Origin of the sequence: Nostoc sp. (assembly GCF_036917095.1) — a bacterium.
Taxonomy (GTDB): domain Bacteria; phylum Cyanobacteriota; class Cyanobacteriia; order Cyanobacteriales; family Nostocaceae; genus Nostoc.
This window is the reverse complement of record NZ_JBALFH010000032.1, coordinates 168,541-184,110: the sequence shown is the minus strand read 5'-3', so window position 1 is coordinate 184,110 and position 15,570 is coordinate 168,541. Positions and strand designations below refer to the sequence as shown.

Here is a 15,570-nt window from a genome sequence, read left to right as displayed (position 1 = left end):
TTAATTTTTAATTAATCAATTACCACTTAATAAATTATCAACAAAGAGCGAAGATAGCTACATCTTTCAAATCCTAAAATGTTCGGTGATGCTGGTATTATCTAAAGCTACTCTAACGCTAAATAGCTCTGTAGGTTCGCCCCGAAACTGCAACTGAATGTAATTGTCTAATTTTCGAGATTGAGCGTCTAGAAATACTGCTCCCGAACTATCTAGAACGGTGAGATGAACTCCTTGCGGTAAGTAGATTTGATTGCCAGTGGCGTGCAATTGCAGATGAATACTGGTTTGTTGATCTTTATCGGGGCTGATTTCTACAATCAACATCACAGGCTGGTTGAGAATTTGGATACCCAAATCAATCAGTTTTGCACGTTTAGTAATTGATTCTATTCGGTTAAGGGTATTTAGTTCCAAAGTTTCAGGACTGCGAAAGGCATAAGCTGGTCTGAGTTCCGGCACGTTCCACAAAGATTCAATAGTCTGCCAACCTGTTTCAAATATACCAGCAAACCACTGATTTAGATTCACCAGCGAACTAACTGGGGATTGGTGCAGTTGACTCAGGTGGTCGATAAACGCTTCCAATGGTTGCAGTTGTTCTAAAGGCAGTGTTTCAGTTGCGACACTTGGGATAAAACCAAGCAGTTTCGCTTCTTGGAGCGATTCATCAAATTGAACTGCTAAATAACCCACCCGTTCTTCCCAGGTTTCTGGAGGAATGGAACATATCTGCTCGTGCAGATGGACAGGGCGGCACTCCAGACGGCCAACTGAGGGTACCTCTAAGTCAGCTACATTTCCACAAAGGCGCATGACAGGGTTCCAGCTGTCACTAGCTTGGAGGTTAGTAGGAATATCCATCATTTCCAAATAGTCATTTACCACCCACACAGCCAGAGTATTCAGCCGGACTTGCTCTGCTTTTTCAGGATTTGGCTGCTGGTTAGCAAATTGCTGGGCAGTTATGCGAGCTAATTGGGAAATCGGCAATCTTAAAGCGAAATCGTCTAGCTGATAGGTGGAGTTATTCATAAGTTAATCTTTAACGATCAATGCTGCCATATACATATCACCCGTATTTACTAAATTTATGCCACAAAATCGAGAATGATTATTGGAAAAATAGAATTGAGCATTAGGCATTGAAAAGAGGCAGGGGGCGGGGGGCAGGGGGAGCAGGGGAGGCAGGGGAGGCAGGGGGAGCAGGGGAGGCAGGGGGAGCAGGGGGAGCAGGGGAGGCAGGGGAGGCAGGGGGAGAGAAAGAAACAAGTGTATTCCAGGGTATTTTAGTAGTAAAAATCATGCTTATTTTTCTCTTTACTCCCCCTGCTCATTTCACGACGAACTCACTTTTTCGCGTTGCTCTCTGCCCCCTGCCCCCTGCTCCCTGCTCCCTGCCCCCTGCCTCCCAAATTACAACCAATTGCCAATCAAGACATAGGCAGACCAAAAGCTTGGTGCTTTGTAGTTAGGATGTTTTAGCAGTTGTAGCTGGGCACGGTGGACAGCTTCGGCTTTGGTGATTTTGCCACTCTTGAGTTCTCGATAGAAGGCACTAACAAACATTGCTGTTGATTCATCATCAATCTGCCACAGGGAAGCTATGGTACTGCGTGCCCCAGCTCGTACAGCTGCTCCTGCAAGACCGAGTGCTGCACGACTGTCTCCTGCTGCTGTCTGGCAGGCACTCAAAACTAATAGTTCTACTACGGTTTTACCGTGACTGCGGAAGAGAGTATCAAAATCCTTGACATTAATCTGACCATCGAAATCCAAAATAAAAGTGTCTTCAACGCGGGAACTAAACTGACCGTGGGTTGCTAAATGCACTATGTTGAATGGAGCAGCACCAATTTCACTCTCTAAATTCTTTTTCTTAAAATCTCCATCTAGCAGGCTAGTTGTGGAGACTCCTGCTTTGCTAATGCCGTCAAATTCAGATTTGATCGCAAGCAACGGCGCAAACTTGGAATAACCTGGTGGCGGTTGAGTTAGTCCTGCGGTTAGTGCTTTTAGCTGCTGTTGTACCAGCGGTTTAGGGTCGAGGAGTTGCAGACCGACGCTCAGAGCAACTGCATATTTCTGTACCAAGTATTGCTTACCATCATAGAGAGCTGCCATTGGTAAATTGCGTAACGGGCCATCCAAGACGAACACTAGGGTATCTACCCCACTTTTTTGCAATTCTGACTCAATCGGTTTGAGCAGCCAGTTATAAACTTGCTGTGAGTGGGTTTGGACGGCTTTGGTTGCGGTGGGATTGACAAGATTTTGTCGCAGTTTTACTAAGAGTTGCTCTACTTCTGTGTGGGAAATCTGAGTAGTGTAGCTTTGCAGAGGTTGTTTGGGAATTTTGACAATTACCTGGAGTTCTTTTTCAAGAATAATCGGATAGAGGATGGCAGCCGTGGGATTATCTTGGTCTACGACTCGATCGAGGGCTACTTTTTGACCTTGCAGGCAAGCTTCCTGGAAGAAGTCGTCTAATTCTGCTAGTTGGAGTGCTTCAATCCGCTGGCGTGCTTTCTCCAATATTTTTTCATCTGGTTTTCCTTGTTGGGATTTTAGCAGTAACTCTACCGACTCTCGGTAGATGGGTTCTACGCTGTCCCGGAAGTTGAATTGTACATCTTGATTCACTACATCTTTATTGACTACTAAATCTCTGCGAAGAGACTGGAGAGTATCCACAGCAGCATCATACGCCGCGATCGCACCATTAATATCTTCTTGTGCCTTGAGCAATCTACCTAACTGCCACTCCAAGCTATAGGTAATTTCTGGTGCATTGCTGCTCTGTGCCAAAGCTAATCCTTGCCGGGTAAGGGCTTGCGCCTCTGACCACTGTTTAGTTTCTTCGTACAAGCCGCCTAAACTCTTGAGAGCATAGGCTTCTGCCCGCTTGTCCCCTAAGTTGCGAGATTGCTGGATGGCGCTGGCAAGTAATACTGCTGAGTCTTTTGTGCTGAACCCTGAGTAAAAACTTTGACTGGATGCTTGCAATACACCACTCTTGACTTTTGCCAAACTTTGTGAAAAATTAACCTGGGCGTAAATACTAGCACGGCTAAGGGGGATTTGGTCGAGTTGGGACTCAATCAACGGCAAGAGAGTTTGAACCTGTGCCCATTGTCGATCTTCAATGAGTAAGCCCAGGTAATTCAGTTGCGCCTGGACTTTTGTCAGGGGTGAGGGAGATGCTGCGACTGTTTGTTGATAATAGGCGATCGCTTTGAGTACGTCTTGTTGTTTGCGGGCATTATTCCCCAGGCTGAACAGACTAGCCCCAATATCAGCGCTTGATTGCAGATTTCGAGCAATTATCAGACTTTCTTCTAGAACCTGGCGTGACTTTTCCAAATCGCCCAATACCAAAAGGGCATCACCGAGCGATCGCAAACTCACTGTCTTTTCTATGGAATCTGGTTGAGATTTTAAAGTCTGACTAACCTCTTCGAGTGTTTTGACAGCTCGAGGGTAAAATCCTTGGGTTCGCCACGCCTGTGCTTGATTGATTAGCGATCGCACCACGCCATTTTGATTGCCAACTTGCTTGTAAATTTCTTCTGTCTGCCGCCAAGTTGCTAAAGCCACCTCGGCCTGTCCCATTGTCAGTTGCAGACGACCTTGAATATCCAGTGATTGGGCAAATATTTGCAGATTTTGTTTTTCATGCTGTCCTTGGAGCAAATTTAAGCTCTCTGCAATTGCCTGCTGTGCCTGACTCCATGCACCGAGTTGCTGGTAAGCTAGGGAAAGATTACTCAGTGTCGCTGCCAGTCTGAGGGTATCACCTTGCTGCTCATATGCTTGGACAGCCTGTTGTAACACTTCTACCGCCTTGGCAAAGGTTCCCGCATTGTATAAAACTTTGCCTTGTTGTAGTAGTGAGGCGGGGTCAGCGGCCACAGCCAACGATGTCAGACTGTTAGTTGGTAGTTGGGATGGGGAATTAATTGAGCCAGGAACTTTTGCTAGCACTGGTGAACCAAGGATGCATAGCAAAGCTATTAGGAAGTACAAAGGCAAACGTAAAAAATGAGCCAATATGGTTTTGTTCCAACCCGAAAGAGCGTCTCCAAGAGTTGGGGAGCCACTGCGGTTTTTTCCCAAGGGGAGCCACTGGCGAACCCCTAAGGAGTAAAAAACCTTGCCTATTGCACGCCAGTTGCTACAACTGATCGGGTTCGCGTAGCGAATCTTCTTCCAAAGGGAAACGCTAAGAGCGAATGAGCGCCGGGAAAATAGGCAACGTCCTGGCTGCTTTTGCCTTTTAACTTTTACAGAATTCGCGCCAAAAATCCTAGTTCTTTTAGTCATGAGCATGACAAGAGGTAAATGATAGCCAGTAACGCACAGGATTAATTCTAGGTGTTTGGGCTACCAGGGTAATGTTAGCATTCGCATCCATTACTCATCGTTGAGCTTCCACAATCTTATTTATCTAGCACTTACGCACTGTACAAACCAATGGTGATGTCAATTAACCAAAATACCTTGTTTCAGGCTTTTCTTAATTATTTTTTGATAGTAAATAGATTGTGCCCGTAGGGCACAATAATACTATGCACCTACGAAAGATGTAGCTTTTAAACTTCACCGTATTTGGTATTTATTGTCAATGCGTAAATCCTATGATCGTGGTTTGGATGAGGTTTTACTGTCTAAATCTTTACTTACCCGATTCGTGACAGCTTAAGATTGAAATTAGCTTTGTCAATAGTAGTAACGCGGCTAATTAACGCAGTCTGTGCGTATCGAGTTAAATACTGTACAAACTTTGAGAATTACAATTAAGTGGTGCTTTTTTTTATGAGGCGATGCCTACGGCGTCTCATAACTAGCTACTCAAGCATCATTCGGCACTTCCTGCCGGGCTGAAAAAATTATATCATTATAAAATGCCAAAAACCTGGTCAAGGTTGACCAGGTTTTATCGAGTTTACAGATTTCAAATTGTTAAACTAATTAAGTAATTGAAAGTTAATAACTAGGGTGGACTAAACAACTAACAAACTCAACATACTTGCGTCTTTCCGCTTTGGGATTTGGCTTTGCCTTCTACATCAGGCTTTTTACCACTTGTCTAGATATGCTGAAATTTGGTTGGGTTGATGACAGGGGACACAAAGTCATTTACCCTTTTAGTTTGATTTCATTTGATTGGTGTCCTACTATTTAAGTTATCACTTAGTTTGTGAGTTGCAACCCTGCGTTTACTAAAGTTGACGTTTTGTTAGGTTTTGTAATCTAGCTCTATAGACTTGATCCCCAACTATCTTTTTAAGAGAGTTGAGGGGATCTTGGAGAGATAAGCATGATTAACCAAACTGCATTGTCACCAATTCCACATAATCTGGCTGTCATCCAGATGGTTGGTGACAATTCGTCCGATGGCGTCAATTTATGCCAATTGGGCAACTAATGCATTGTCTAGTGCTTGCCCCGGCAATTTTACCTTGCTCTTTCGGCAGGTTAAGAGCGTTCATAGTTTCTTCAATAGGTAAAGATAGGTGTGATTTGGATTTCAGTTGTACCTAGCGTTCGCTTTTCTATAAACTCTTTCCTAATTCATTCCCTTAGATAGGTTCATACTTTGCCGATTTTAGGTTGAAATTAAATCAGAGTTAGAGTAGATGCTGATGGAATTGACTACAACTTTTCATGCTCTCAAAGAATGGGCAGTCGCTATAAATGCCTTGGAAGACGGTGAAACAATTATGTTGCTCCGTAAAGGCGGTATCCATGAACGAAATGGACATTTCCAAGTTGCCCACAAGCAAATTTTGCTTTACCCTACTTATGAACATCAACAAGCTTTCATGCTGAAAGCAGAGTATGCCAATCGTGTTTATCCAGTAACATCAGGGTGGCATCCAGAGACAGTTCGCATTGGCAGTTGGGCTGAAATTACCGATATTTTGCCAGTTAGTGACGAGTCTATTGTCAACTCGTTGCTCCCTTTCCATATTTGGAACGAGCATTTTATTAGCGATCGCCTCAAATGGAAACCACGTCAACCCCTATATATTCTGCTCCTACGAACTTACAAACTTTCCCAAGAGCTAGAAATTCCTTATTATGCCAAATACGGTGGCTGCAAGTCATGGATTGATTTAGATCGAGAAATTCAGTTGCAAGCAGCAAAACCAGTTTTATCTAACTTTGCATACACCCAACTTGTAGAGACAATTCGCCAGATTGTCGGCGATAAGTTGTACGCTCCATCTTTCTAATAACCCAGGTTGCAGGTTATCAAAGACCGATTTACCATTGAATGCGATCGCGCCCGAGCATGTGGCGGTTGCGCTAGACGCAACTGCAACTCAATCAAAAATGCAAGTATTGAATCAGGCTAAAGTATTATATTTCACCAATCCCATAATTTAGAAAACGTCTGTGTAATAGTACTGACACAAAAACGAACGCAACTTCTAGCAATATAGAAACGGGTTTGGGAATCAAACCTGCTCAATTCAATTATTCTCTAAATCGCTACTCAATAATTTCGTCATATTGATTGGTGTTGTCTCCCTGCAATTATTTCATCTCTGCTAAAGTTTCTTCATCTAGCCATTGAACGGGGTTATCAATCAATGCATTAATTAATTGAAAGTTTTTTTGGGCTTTTTTGAAGTTTAATCAACGCAACTTTATAAGTAATTTCCAAAATCTACGCTTATATATGTAAGCAGAAAAACAAATAGTTTGATTGCGAAACCCAGTCAAAATAGTAGCTATTGTTACACACATTCATCAAAAGCGCGGATAACATTAGAAAAATCTCCCCTAGAAGGCGAGAGAAAGCTGTTTATCTTTGTATCCTACTAGCAGCTTTCTCAGGGTAGGACTTGTTAAGTAATTATCCCTTAATGGATAGAACTTAATTAAACTTTGCCTAAAGTATTAGGCGAAAAAGTACCCCAGAAGGGTGAGAAATGGCTTGACAAAAGTCTGTTACTATGCATTATTAGCTAAAAGCAAAGGAGTTTGCAATGCATCGACAAATGTGCTGGTTACCTAAGTCTGGTGGTGACGGAGAGAAAATTTTGTATTTGCAGACAGAACCCAATCAAGGTTGGCGTCCTTACACAGCTTTTAGAGGTTTTACAGTCCCAGATTATCAAATACCAGGCGGTTCTAAAGGCTGGGCAACTTATCAAAAACTTCTCAAAGCAGGTTGGACACTAGTACCTAGCGCACGGGCAAACGAGTTTGGCGGTAGCAGCTACGCAGAGTCAACAATCCAAAATCAATAGTCATCGGTCATTAGTTATTCTTTGCGTTTTTGCGTCTCCCCAGTCCCTGACTCGCTCACAATCCTCTGGGAGAACCTTCACCGCGAGGATCGGCCGCCCCTTCTAAAGTTCCATCAGATGTTACAGCGATCGCATTACCATTACCCCAAGGAGTAGTTTCCTTTATTTTGTGTCCGCGACGGCGTAAGTCTTGCACAGTGAGAGCATCCAAGCCCCAGGATTCGACGCGCAACTGATCTGGAAGCCATTGATGATGTATGCGTGGAACAGAAACAGCCGCACCAACATCCATGTTGTATTCCAGCACATTCAGGATTACTTGCAAAACCTGGGTGATAATGGTGCTACCACCCGGCGCACCTACTGCCATGCGGAAATGACCATTTTCTGTGACAATTGTGGGAGTCATACTGGATAAGGGAGTCTTACGAGGTGCGATCGCATTGGCATCGTTACCAACCAAACCAAAGGCATTAGGCACTCCCGGCGCAGAAGCAAAGTCATCCATCTCATTGTTGAGGACAATTCCAGTCCCAGGTGTTACGACACCAGCACCAAAACCAAGGTTAATCGTGAAAGTCAGACTTACGGCGTTGCGTTCTTCATCCACAACCGTAAGATGACTGGTTTCAGTAGATTCATGGCGGCTTGTCTTTGTTTGTAGAGACTGAAGCGATGATGGAATGATATTATTTCCCGATTTCTGATTATTAGCTTGACTAAAACGTTGTAGTGTCTCTTTATCTACTGGCTTGACCTCGGTTGAGGGTCGAGCCACTTGCATATTAATTTCTTGACGGCGTTTTTTGGCGTAACCTGGACTAAGCAGTTCTTGTACAGGGACTTTGACAAAATCAGGATCGCCTAAATATTCTGAGCGATCGGCGTAAGCAATCTTCATTGCTTCGACCATTAAATGTATAGCATCGGGATGATGCCATCCCAAAGTTTTCAAATCAGTATCGCCAATAATATTTAAAATCTGCAATAGATGAACGCCTCCTGATGAAGGTGGTGGCATTGAGCAAATTTTAGCTTTACGAAAATTGCTACAAACAGGAGTCCGCCAGATTGCTTTGTAGGCTTTGAGGTCTTCTAGAGTAATTAAACCACCATTTTTTACCATATCAGAAGCGATCGCCCGAGCAATACTTCCGGTGTAAAAACTTTGGGGATTTTGGGCAATTTCTGTTAAAGTACCTGCCAAATCACGCTGCACGAGTTTTTCACCTGGTTGATAAAACTCACCATTGCGAGTAAAAATTTCTCGCGCGGCTGGATTGTTGAGAATTACTTGCTTGCGGTTTTCGTATTCTGGGAGGGAACGCCAAGTAATTTGAGGACTGAGGACAAAGCCATCTTTAGCGAGTGCGATCGCAGGTTTCATTACCTCTTGCCAAGAAAGCTTACCATAGCGACGATGCAGTTCATAAAGTCCCGCTACCGTTCCTGGTGTGCCTACTGCCAAATAACCATTAATACTTGCATTGGGACGCACCTTTCCTTTGGCATCTAGATACATATTTCTTGTAGCTTTCAGGGGTGCGCGTTCGCGGAAATCTAGCGCTTTCATCTCCCCAGTTTTCTCAGAATGCATCAGCAAAAATCCGCCGCCGCCGATTCCGGCTGAGAAAGGTTCAACCACTGAGATTGCAAAGGTTGTAGCTACGGCTGCATCCACTGCATTACCACCTTTGCGTAACATCAAAATTCCCGCTTCACTTGCTAAAGGATTGGCCGAAACCACCATTCCCTTTTTGCTGCGTAGGGGTAAAGTTAAGGCAGCTGAGGCAACTTGGCTGTAAAGCAAGACACTGAAAGAAAAGATTGCGATGGCAACTCGCTTGGGTTTAGTAACAGTAAGCATTTTTATACCATTTCTCCTAAAATTTTATACTTGTTTAGCATTTTGGCGTGAGATTATTGATACGATCTGATTTGAAAATCTTACAGTACTTATAAATGCTATGTTGCGAAAAATAAGTAAAACATTTTTCAAAGCTCTAAGCATTGGATTATGTATCTCTAGCGGCAGCGTTCTTTCTCAAACATTACCGCTTTCCCCTAACTTAGTAGGTTTTAATACGCCTGAAGGGGAAAAATTATTACTTCAGAGTAAATCAAATGAAGACTTCTTTCCCTTGAGTATACAATTCACCACTCAAAATAATCAGGCATATTGTGGTGTTGCTACTATGGTTATGGTACTGAATAGTCTACAAATTCCCGCACCAGAAGTACCGCAGTACAAGCCATATCGAATATTTACTCAAGAAAACTTTTTTAGTAATGATAATACAAAAAAAGTGCTAAGTCCTGAAGTTGTGTCTCGCCAAGGTATGACTTTAGACCAGTTAGGGCAATTACTAGCCAGCTATGGCGTTAAAGTTAATGTTTACCACGCTGCCGACACTAGTTTAGAGCAGTTCCGCCAACAAGCCGCAGAAAATTTAAAACAACCGCAAAACTTTGTTTTAGTAAACTATTTACGCAAAGAAATAGGTCAAGAAACAGGTGGGCATATTTCTCCTTTAGCAGCATATAATGAGCAAACAGATAGGTTTTTAATTCTTGATGTTTCTCGTTACAAATATCCACCAGTTTGGGTAAAAACAGCAGATTTATGGAAAGCAATGCTCACAACTGATGCCTCAGTAAATAAGAGCCGTGGCTTTGTATTTGTCAGCAAAAGCCCTTGATATAACAGTCTGTTCATTGAGTTGATAAATCCTGCGATCGCCCATCTTCCATGTAAATAATGCGAGCTAATTATGGATACCGTAATTACACCAGAAAGAATTGAGTTACCACCTGGCGCGGTGTTGAAGCTTTTGGGAGGCTGGAAAGACTATCAAGTATTGAGTCAGCAACTAGGCGATCGCTCCTCGCCTCGCATTAAATATCGAAGAGGAGAAATTTTGCTGATGGCACCGCTACCAGAGCATGGAAGAGATGCGAGTTTATTGGCATTGATAGTAATAGCTCTACTTGACCACTTAAACCGCATATACGAGTCATTTACGCCCATCACCATGAGCTTGCCAGAAATTAGTGGTATTGAACCAGACTTTTGCTTTTACATTGAAAATTGTAGAGCAGTAGTAGGCAAAAAAAGAATTAATTGGGAGTCAGATCCACCACCAGATTTAGCAATTGAAATAGATGTGACAAGCTACACTGACATTAATGATTTCTTGCCTTATCGAGTACCAGAAGTTTGGATATTAAAGAGTAATCGGCTATTAATTTATCGATTGCAGCGAGAAAGTTATGTGCTTACAGAAAGTAGCTACTTTCCTAACGTCAGAGAAATTGTACAGCAATGTCTCCAAATGGCAAACGAGCAAACAACAAGTGAAGTCATTAGGTGGTTAAGGAACTATTTACATGGACAACAGTAGGGTGTGTTCTCATCCCATCTTCTAATTATTTGCGCCTACTTACTTCTCCTTGAGATGAACCTAATCCTTTCAATTTGCGAAACTCTTGGACAACATCTTTAATATTACGTAATTCACCCTCAACTAAATAGTTTAACTGTCGCATTTCATCTGCTGAAATCTTTCCGGCAAGTGAAGCGATCGCATTTCTTAATTCGGGATATTTTTTTAAAATTTCTTGACGGACAATTGGTGTAGCTTCGTAAGGAGGAAAATATTTTTTATCATCCTTTAGTACCACTACATCCAATCGGGAAATCTGCCCATCTGTAGAACTACCCGCAACCATATCTACCTGTTTTTGAATCAGAGCACGATATACTAAACCCAAGTCCATAATTTGGGGAGGTTTGGCAAAAACTAAATCGTAGGTTTTAGCTAATCCCGGAAAACCATCTTCCCTTTCTAAAAATTCATAGCCGAAACCGCCACGCCACTTCGGTGTATATTGAGAAGCTTGGGAGAGAGTTTGAATATTGTTGCGCTTGGCATCTTCACCCCGGATAATCATCGCAAAAGTGTTTTCAAAACCCAAGCTTGGCATTACTTCCAAATTGAATTGCTGGGCATAAATTTGTTTTATTCTCTGATAAACTTCTTTGGGATCGTTAACTGCTTTCTGCTTCAAAATCCCAGTAAAAGCTGTGCCTGTATACTCAATATATGCATCAATTTTTCCAGAAGTAATAGCACTATGACAGATGAAAGAACCACCCAAACGGAAACGGCGATCTACTTTTAAATTAGTCGTCGCCTCAATTTGCTGTGCTAAAAGTTCACCTAAAATATCTTGTTCAGTAAAATCTTTGGAAGCAACAATTATATTACCACCGCTACTACTACTATTTAAATTCGGCGTGCAGCCAGCGATTACCAATAATAAGGCAAAACTTAAAAAGCAAAGTGTGAAAAATCTTTTCATTAACTTTTAATTTTTAATTTATTCTCCAACCAGCCAATTGCAAAGTCAGCCAGTAATGCAATTACTGCCGCTGGAACTGCACCAGCTAAAATTAACTGATCGTTCACAACTGATATCCCGCGAAAAATAAACACTCCCAAACCACCAGCACCAATTGCGGCTGCAATGGTTGCAATACCTATGGCAATTACCGTTGCTACTCGCACTCCTGCTAAAATTACTCCCATTGCCAAGGGAATCTCAACTTGTAATAACAATTGTTTATCTGTCATCCCCATTCCTCTCCCAGCTTCTCGAATAGCTGGATCGACGCTAGTAATACCTATGTAGGTGTTACGAATTATCGGCAGCAGAGAATATACAATCAGGGCAACAATTGCTGGTACTGCACCAATTCCGCCAATTATGGGAACCGGAATAAGTAAGCCAAACAGTGCCAAACTAGGAATAGTTTGCAGAATATTTGCTATGCCGAGAATTGGTTGGCGGAGATAGGTTTTACGTGTAATCAAAATACCTAATGGAATGCCGATAAGTATGGCAATTACGATAGCAATACCTACCAAAAATAGGTGTTCTAGAGTATGCTGGAGAATTTCTGGGGCATACTTCACGAGGAAGAAATTTTTCATAAAGTGTCTTGGAGAGAACGCAGACATTCAAGAAAGGCTAGGCTTTCTGGGTGTTGCGATCGCATAAATTCATCTGTCGTCCCCAATACTACCAATTCTCCGCCAGACATTAAACCAATTCTCGATGCCAAAATAAACGCTTCTTGAATATCGTGGGTGACAAAAACAACTGTTTTGCCTAATTCTTGTTGCAAATGCCGAAACTCTTGTTGAAGTTCTAGGCGCGTAATTGGATCGAGTGCGCCAAAGGGTTCATCCATCAATAACACTGGCGGATCTGCTGCTAAAGCCCTGGCTACACCGACTCTTTGCCTTTGCCCTCCCGAAAGTTCGTGCGGGTAACGCCCAGCGAATTGTGCCGGTTCTAAGCCCACCAATTGCAACAATTCATAAACCCGCGTTTTTATTTGTTTTGGTTGCCAACCTTCCAAAGCAGGGACTAAACCCACATTGCGTTCCACAGTGAAGTGGGGAAATAAACCAATTTCTTGAATTACGTAACCAATTTTTCGCCGCAGTTTAATTTCATCCCATTGAGTTGTGGGAATACCATCAAATAAAACTTCGCCTTGTGTAGGTGTAAATAGGCGATTAATTAACTTCATTGTTGTAGTTTTGCCGCTACCACTGCGCCCAAGTAATACTAGTGCTTCTCCTTGGCGGATGGTGAAATTGAGATTTGACACTAATGGGCGATGATTGCGGCTAAAGGTGACATCACGGAATTCGACGGCGGTTTGGTTGTTTTGCGGCATGAATGGCTGGCAGTAAAAGCTAGTTATATGTATTATGTGCTAATTTTATGAGTATGCTTTATTTAAATAAATTATTTTTTAAAAAATTATGCTTCATGCACCAAAAGATCAGCTTAAAGATATAGTTAAGCAAGGTGTAACAATAGACATTTTGGATGCAGAAGAAGCAATTAAATTATACCAAGTTATTGGTAATCATAAAGACGCATTAATTAAGGATAATTTTGACAGTTTATTTGGAGTGCTTCAAATTGTCTTAGTAAAGAATACTATTCTTGCTATAAATAAAGTTTATGAAATACCTAAGAATAAATATCCATTGAGAAGCCTTCCTGCTGCTATAAAAATACTAAAAAGTAACCGTAATGAATTTAAAATAGAATATAGAGAGCAGTTAGAATATCAACTAAATAATTGGGGGTTTGATAGAAAATGTTTGATATCTCTATCTGACTCAGAACTTACAAATATTGTTGCTGAAGCACTTAGCACAAAACTACCGTCAGAAGATGAAATAAAAGATATCAGAGATGTAAGAGATAAACGAGTTGCTCATCATGAGTTGATCGATGAAACAAAAATATCATCAATAATGTGGCCACACCTAGACGACTTATTGGCACGTGCGAAGAAGATAGTTGGAGTTATCAGTAATCATTACCTCGGTGAGCTTTATGAAAACAATGGGGAGTATGTTTTATCTTACAATGCATCAGAAACAAGTCGTTCGCTAGTGAGGCTTTTAAAGAAGGCTGGTATTATCAATTAGTAGTGTTTTATAAAATTAGGATATATGCCAGCCTATATATAGGGCGCGTTCGGCTCATGCCATAACACACCGCAATAGATCATAAAAACGGTGCGTTAACCTTTGGCATAACACACCCTACTATGCAGTTTTAGCATTTTCATCTGGTGCTTGCTCTGCAACATTTTTTAAGCGGCTCGACCTGATCTTGCGGGCGCGATCGCTAGTACGAACACCACCTGCCATCTCATATTCACGACTGTCTTTGCCGTACTTGATAGCAACTACCATCAGCATCTTCTCAGAAAGCTGACTCAAGTTTTTTTCCATCTCTTCTATTTCAGTTTTAGAAGAGTCAACCACAGACAGAGCGGTATTATAAACATCAAGTTTATTACGTAACTGCTCAATTGACTCAATCAGTTTTTCCAGACTATAATTCTCATCATATTTGATGTTTGGAACGATCGATTTCAGTCCAGCGGATCTTAACTGAGCTTTTTCTAAAACGCGGGATGTACGTTTTTGACGAGACATAAATTTATTTGTTTAAAATGCTTGTATAACTAGCTTGCCTTAATAAAACCGCATTCCGGTTCAGCATAACTCGCATTTTTTCTAATAAAATTTTCAGGTGATACTAGTAATTTTTCGGTATTTAATCACTAATGTAAAAAGGCAGGAGGCAGAAGGCAGGCGTTAGATCGCTCCCGTCACGAGGGAGACTGCTCCCATCACGAGGGAGACTGCTCCTATCACGAGGAAGATTGCTCCCGTCACGAGAAAGATTGCTCCCGTCACGAGGAAGATTGCTCCCATCACGACGAAGACCGCTCCCGTTTGTAGCGGAGTGCATAGACGCAAAACGATTTGTTGCTAGATCGCTGCGTTCGTAATGACAAGTATTTAGCCGGAGATGATATTACTGGGGAATTGTGCGATCGCTCAAATTACTTCAGATGCTACTCTACCCATAAACGTAGATCGAAGAAGTGTCATCCAGCAACTAACGTCACACACTTCATAGTTCGCTAATTGCTGGATGTTCAAGAAATTGCACTTGTTTGAAGACAATAGCTTCGGGAATTTTAACAATTTTCTCCAGATGTTTCACAAGCAGCAATACTTACCCAGCGGCTAGAACCATCTTCCCAATGTTCTTTTTTCCAAATGGGTGCTTGGTGTTTGAGGGTATCAATAGCATACTGACAAGCTTCAAACGCCTCACTACGATGAGGACAACCCACTGCTACTAAAACGCTAATTTCTCCAACTTGTAAACGTCCGGTGCGATGATGAATCACTACCCGATTCACATCAGACATAGATAAGCGAATATCAGCAGCAATTTGATAAAATATCCGCAATGCCATAGGTTCGTAAGCTTGATACTCTAGAGCAATTACAGGTTTACCATCAGTTTGATTGCGAACCACGCCACTCATCACAACCACAGCCCCGTTGGCTGGATCGTCAGACTTGGCATAGATTTCTTCAAGAGACAATGGTGCAAAGCTAATGGCAAAACTATCTTCGGCTCTTGGTTTAACAGCAGAGGCAAGTGTAGTCGTCATAACTGCGTTGATATTATATAAGCTTTTTCTATTGTCTCTGAACAAAACGCTGCTGGTATATATCTGGTATATATTTAGTTGCTCTTCCTAATCTTTAGGGTATAAATATTCTAAAATTTACTTAAAACTACCAAAATTCTAGATTATTTTTGTTAAGGCATATTAGTATAATTAAGATCGTCAAGCTATATGCTTGCTCGGTTATTCAAATAATCTGAATTGTGACTTCATTGAGCT

General features: G+C 41.9%; 14 protein-coding genes. 5 read left to right on the top strand and 9 right to left on the bottom strand.

Annotated elements, in window-relative coordinates:
- Window positions 1-66 precede the first annotated feature (66 nt).
- A complete protein-coding gene (locus V7L01_RS16715) occupies window positions 67-1,035 on the bottom strand; it encodes a DUF1822 family protein (RefSeq protein WP_335036565.1) in 969 nt (322 codons plus the stop codon).
- A 381-nt stretch (window positions 1,036-1,416) separates the two neighbouring features.
- Window positions 1,417-4,050 carry a CHAT domain-containing protein gene (locus V7L01_RS16710; RefSeq protein WP_335036563.1) on the bottom strand — a complete coding sequence of 878 codons (2,634 nt, stop codon included), beginning with the start codon at window positions 4,048-4,050 and terminating at the stop codon, window positions 1,417-1,419.
- 1,589 nt (window positions 4,051-5,639) lie between these two features.
- Here V7L01_RS16710 and V7L01_RS16705 point away from each other — a divergent pair.
- Window positions 5,640-6,239: a DUF1802 family protein gene (locus tag V7L01_RS16705; protein ID WP_335036561.1), complete on the top strand. Its 600-nt coding sequence runs from the start codon at window positions 5,640-5,642 to the stop codon at window positions 6,237-6,239.
- A gap of 759 nt (window positions 6,240-6,998) precedes the next feature.
- On the top strand, window positions 6,999-7,262 hold the full coding sequence (locus V7L01_RS16700) for a hypothetical protein (RefSeq protein WP_335036559.1): 264 nt from the start codon (window positions 6,999-7,001) through the stop codon (window positions 7,260-7,262).
- A gap of 55 nt (window positions 7,263-7,317) precedes the next feature.
- Here V7L01_RS16700 and ggt read toward each other — a convergent pair whose 3' ends face one another.
- Window positions 7,318-9,129 (bottom strand): gamma-glutamyltransferase, encoded by a 1,812-nt coding sequence (gene ggt, locus V7L01_RS16695; RefSeq protein WP_335036557.1) that lies wholly within the window; start codon window positions 9,127-9,129, stop codon window positions 7,318-7,320.
- Window positions 9,130-9,229: 100 nt separating this feature from the next.
- On the opposite strand from ggt, the gene V7L01_RS16690 reads away from it, so the two are divergent.
- Complete coding sequence (locus V7L01_RS16690; RefSeq protein ID WP_335036556.1) at window positions 9,230-9,961, top strand: phytochelatin synthase family protein; 732 nt, start codon at window positions 9,230-9,232, stop codon at window positions 9,959-9,961.
- Between the two features lie 72 nt (window positions 9,962-10,033).
- A complete protein-coding gene (locus V7L01_RS16685; RefSeq protein WP_335036554.1) occupies window positions 10,034-10,663 on the top strand; it encodes a Uma2 family endonuclease in 630 nt (209 codons plus the stop codon).
- Window positions 10,664-10,688: 25 nt separating this feature from the next.
- On the opposite strand, the gene V7L01_RS16680 is transcribed toward V7L01_RS16685, so the two are convergent.
- The 3 genes from V7L01_RS16680 to V7L01_RS16670 are packed head-to-tail and all read right to left on the bottom strand — an operon-like array spanning window position 10,689 to window position 13,011.
- Window positions 10,689-11,624: a glycine betaine ABC transporter substrate-binding protein gene (locus V7L01_RS16680; protein ID WP_335036552.1), complete on the bottom strand. Its 936-nt coding sequence runs from the start codon at window positions 11,622-11,624 to the stop codon at window positions 10,689-10,691.
- The gene (locus V7L01_RS16675; protein ID WP_335036550.1) at window positions 11,624-12,256 is read right to left on the bottom strand and encodes an ABC transporter permease; all 633 of its coding nucleotides are present in this window, start codon (window positions 12,254-12,256) and stop codon (window positions 11,624-11,626) included. Before V7L01_RS16675 ends, V7L01_RS16680 begins: the two co-directional genes overlap by 1 nt.
- Window positions 12,253-13,011 (bottom strand): ATP-binding cassette domain-containing protein, encoded by a 759-nt coding sequence (locus V7L01_RS16670; protein ID WP_335036548.1) that lies wholly within the window; start codon window positions 13,009-13,011, stop codon window positions 12,253-12,255. The genes V7L01_RS16675 and V7L01_RS16670 overlap by 4 nt, the downstream gene beginning before the upstream one ends.
- Before the next feature lie 88 nt (window positions 13,012-13,099).
- Here V7L01_RS16670 and V7L01_RS16665 point away from each other — a divergent pair, with 88 nt between their 5' ends.
- A complete protein-coding gene (locus V7L01_RS16665; protein ID WP_335036546.1) occupies window positions 13,100-13,780 on the top strand; it encodes an AbiU2 domain-containing protein in 681 nt (226 codons plus the stop codon).
- Between the two features lie 120 nt (window positions 13,781-13,900).
- Here V7L01_RS16665 and V7L01_RS16660 read toward each other — a convergent pair whose 3' ends face one another.
- The 3 genes from V7L01_RS16660 to V7L01_RS16650 form a co-directional block, all read right to left on the bottom strand.
- Window positions 13,901-14,296, bottom strand: coding sequence for a hypothetical protein (locus V7L01_RS16660; protein ID WP_335036545.1), 396 nt, complete (start codon window positions 14,294-14,296; stop codon window positions 13,901-13,903).
- Between the two features lie 121 nt (window positions 14,297-14,417).
- Window positions 14,418-14,615 (bottom strand): hypothetical protein, encoded by a 198-nt coding sequence (locus V7L01_RS16655; protein ID WP_335036543.1) that lies wholly within the window; start codon window positions 14,613-14,615, stop codon window positions 14,418-14,420.
- 232 nt (window positions 14,616-14,847) lie between these two features.
- Window positions 14,848-15,333 carry a molybdenum cofactor biosynthesis protein MoaE gene (locus V7L01_RS16650; protein WP_335036541.1) on the bottom strand — a complete coding sequence of 162 codons (486 nt, stop codon included), beginning with the start codon at window positions 15,331-15,333 and terminating at the stop codon, window positions 14,848-14,850.
- Between the last annotated feature and the right edge of the window lie 237 nt (window positions 15,334-15,570).

What these genes read in the sequence shown, in the direction of transcription:
- V7L01_RS16705 (WP_335036561.1), top strand. Translation starts at nt 5,640, where the DNA reads ATGCTGATGGAATTGACTACAACTTTTCATGCTCTCAAAGAATGGGCA.
- V7L01_RS16655 (WP_335036543.1), bottom strand. Translation starts at nt 14,615, where the DNA reads ATGCACTCCGCTACAAACGGGAGCGGTCTTCGTCGTGATGGGAGCAAT.
- V7L01_RS16665 (WP_335036546.1), top strand. Translation starts at nt 13,100, where the DNA reads ATGCTTCATGCACCAAAAGATCAGCTTAAAGATATAGTTAAGCAAGGT.
- ggt (WP_335036557.1), bottom strand. Translation starts at nt 9,129, where the DNA reads ATGCTTACTGTTACTAAACCCAAGCGAGTTGCCATCGCAATCTTTTCT.
- V7L01_RS16685 (WP_335036554.1), top strand. Translation starts at nt 10,034, where the DNA reads ATGGATACCGTAATTACACCAGAAAGAATTGAGTTACCACCTGGCGCG.
- V7L01_RS16675 (WP_335036550.1), bottom strand. Translation starts at nt 12,256, where the DNA reads ATGAAAAATTTCTTCCTCGTGAAGTATGCCCCAGAAATTCTCCAGCAT.
- V7L01_RS16660 (WP_335036545.1), bottom strand. Translation starts at nt 14,296, where the DNA reads ATGTCTCGTCAAAAACGTACATCCCGCGTTTTAGAAAAAGCTCAGTTA.
- V7L01_RS16690 (WP_335036556.1), top strand. Translation starts at nt 9,230, where the DNA reads ATGTTGCGAAAAATAAGTAAAACATTTTTCAAAGCTCTAAGCATTGGA.
- V7L01_RS16670 (WP_335036548.1), bottom strand. Translation starts at nt 13,011, where the DNA reads ATGCCGCAAAACAACCAAACCGCCGTCGAATTCCGTGATGTCACCTTT.
- V7L01_RS16650 (WP_335036541.1), bottom strand. Translation starts at nt 15,333, where the DNA reads ATGACGACTACACTTGCCTCTGCTGTTAAACCAAGAGCCGAAGATAGT.
- V7L01_RS16715 (WP_335036565.1), bottom strand. Translation starts at nt 1,035, where the DNA reads ATGAATAACTCCACCTATCAGCTAGACGATTTCGCTTTAAGATTGCCG.
- V7L01_RS16680 (WP_335036552.1), bottom strand. Translation starts at nt 11,624, where the DNA reads ATGAAAAGATTTTTCACACTTTGCTTTTTAAGTTTTGCCTTATTATTG.
- V7L01_RS16700 (WP_335036559.1), top strand. Translation starts at nt 6,999, where the DNA reads ATGCATCGACAAATGTGCTGGTTACCTAAGTCTGGTGGTGACGGAGAG.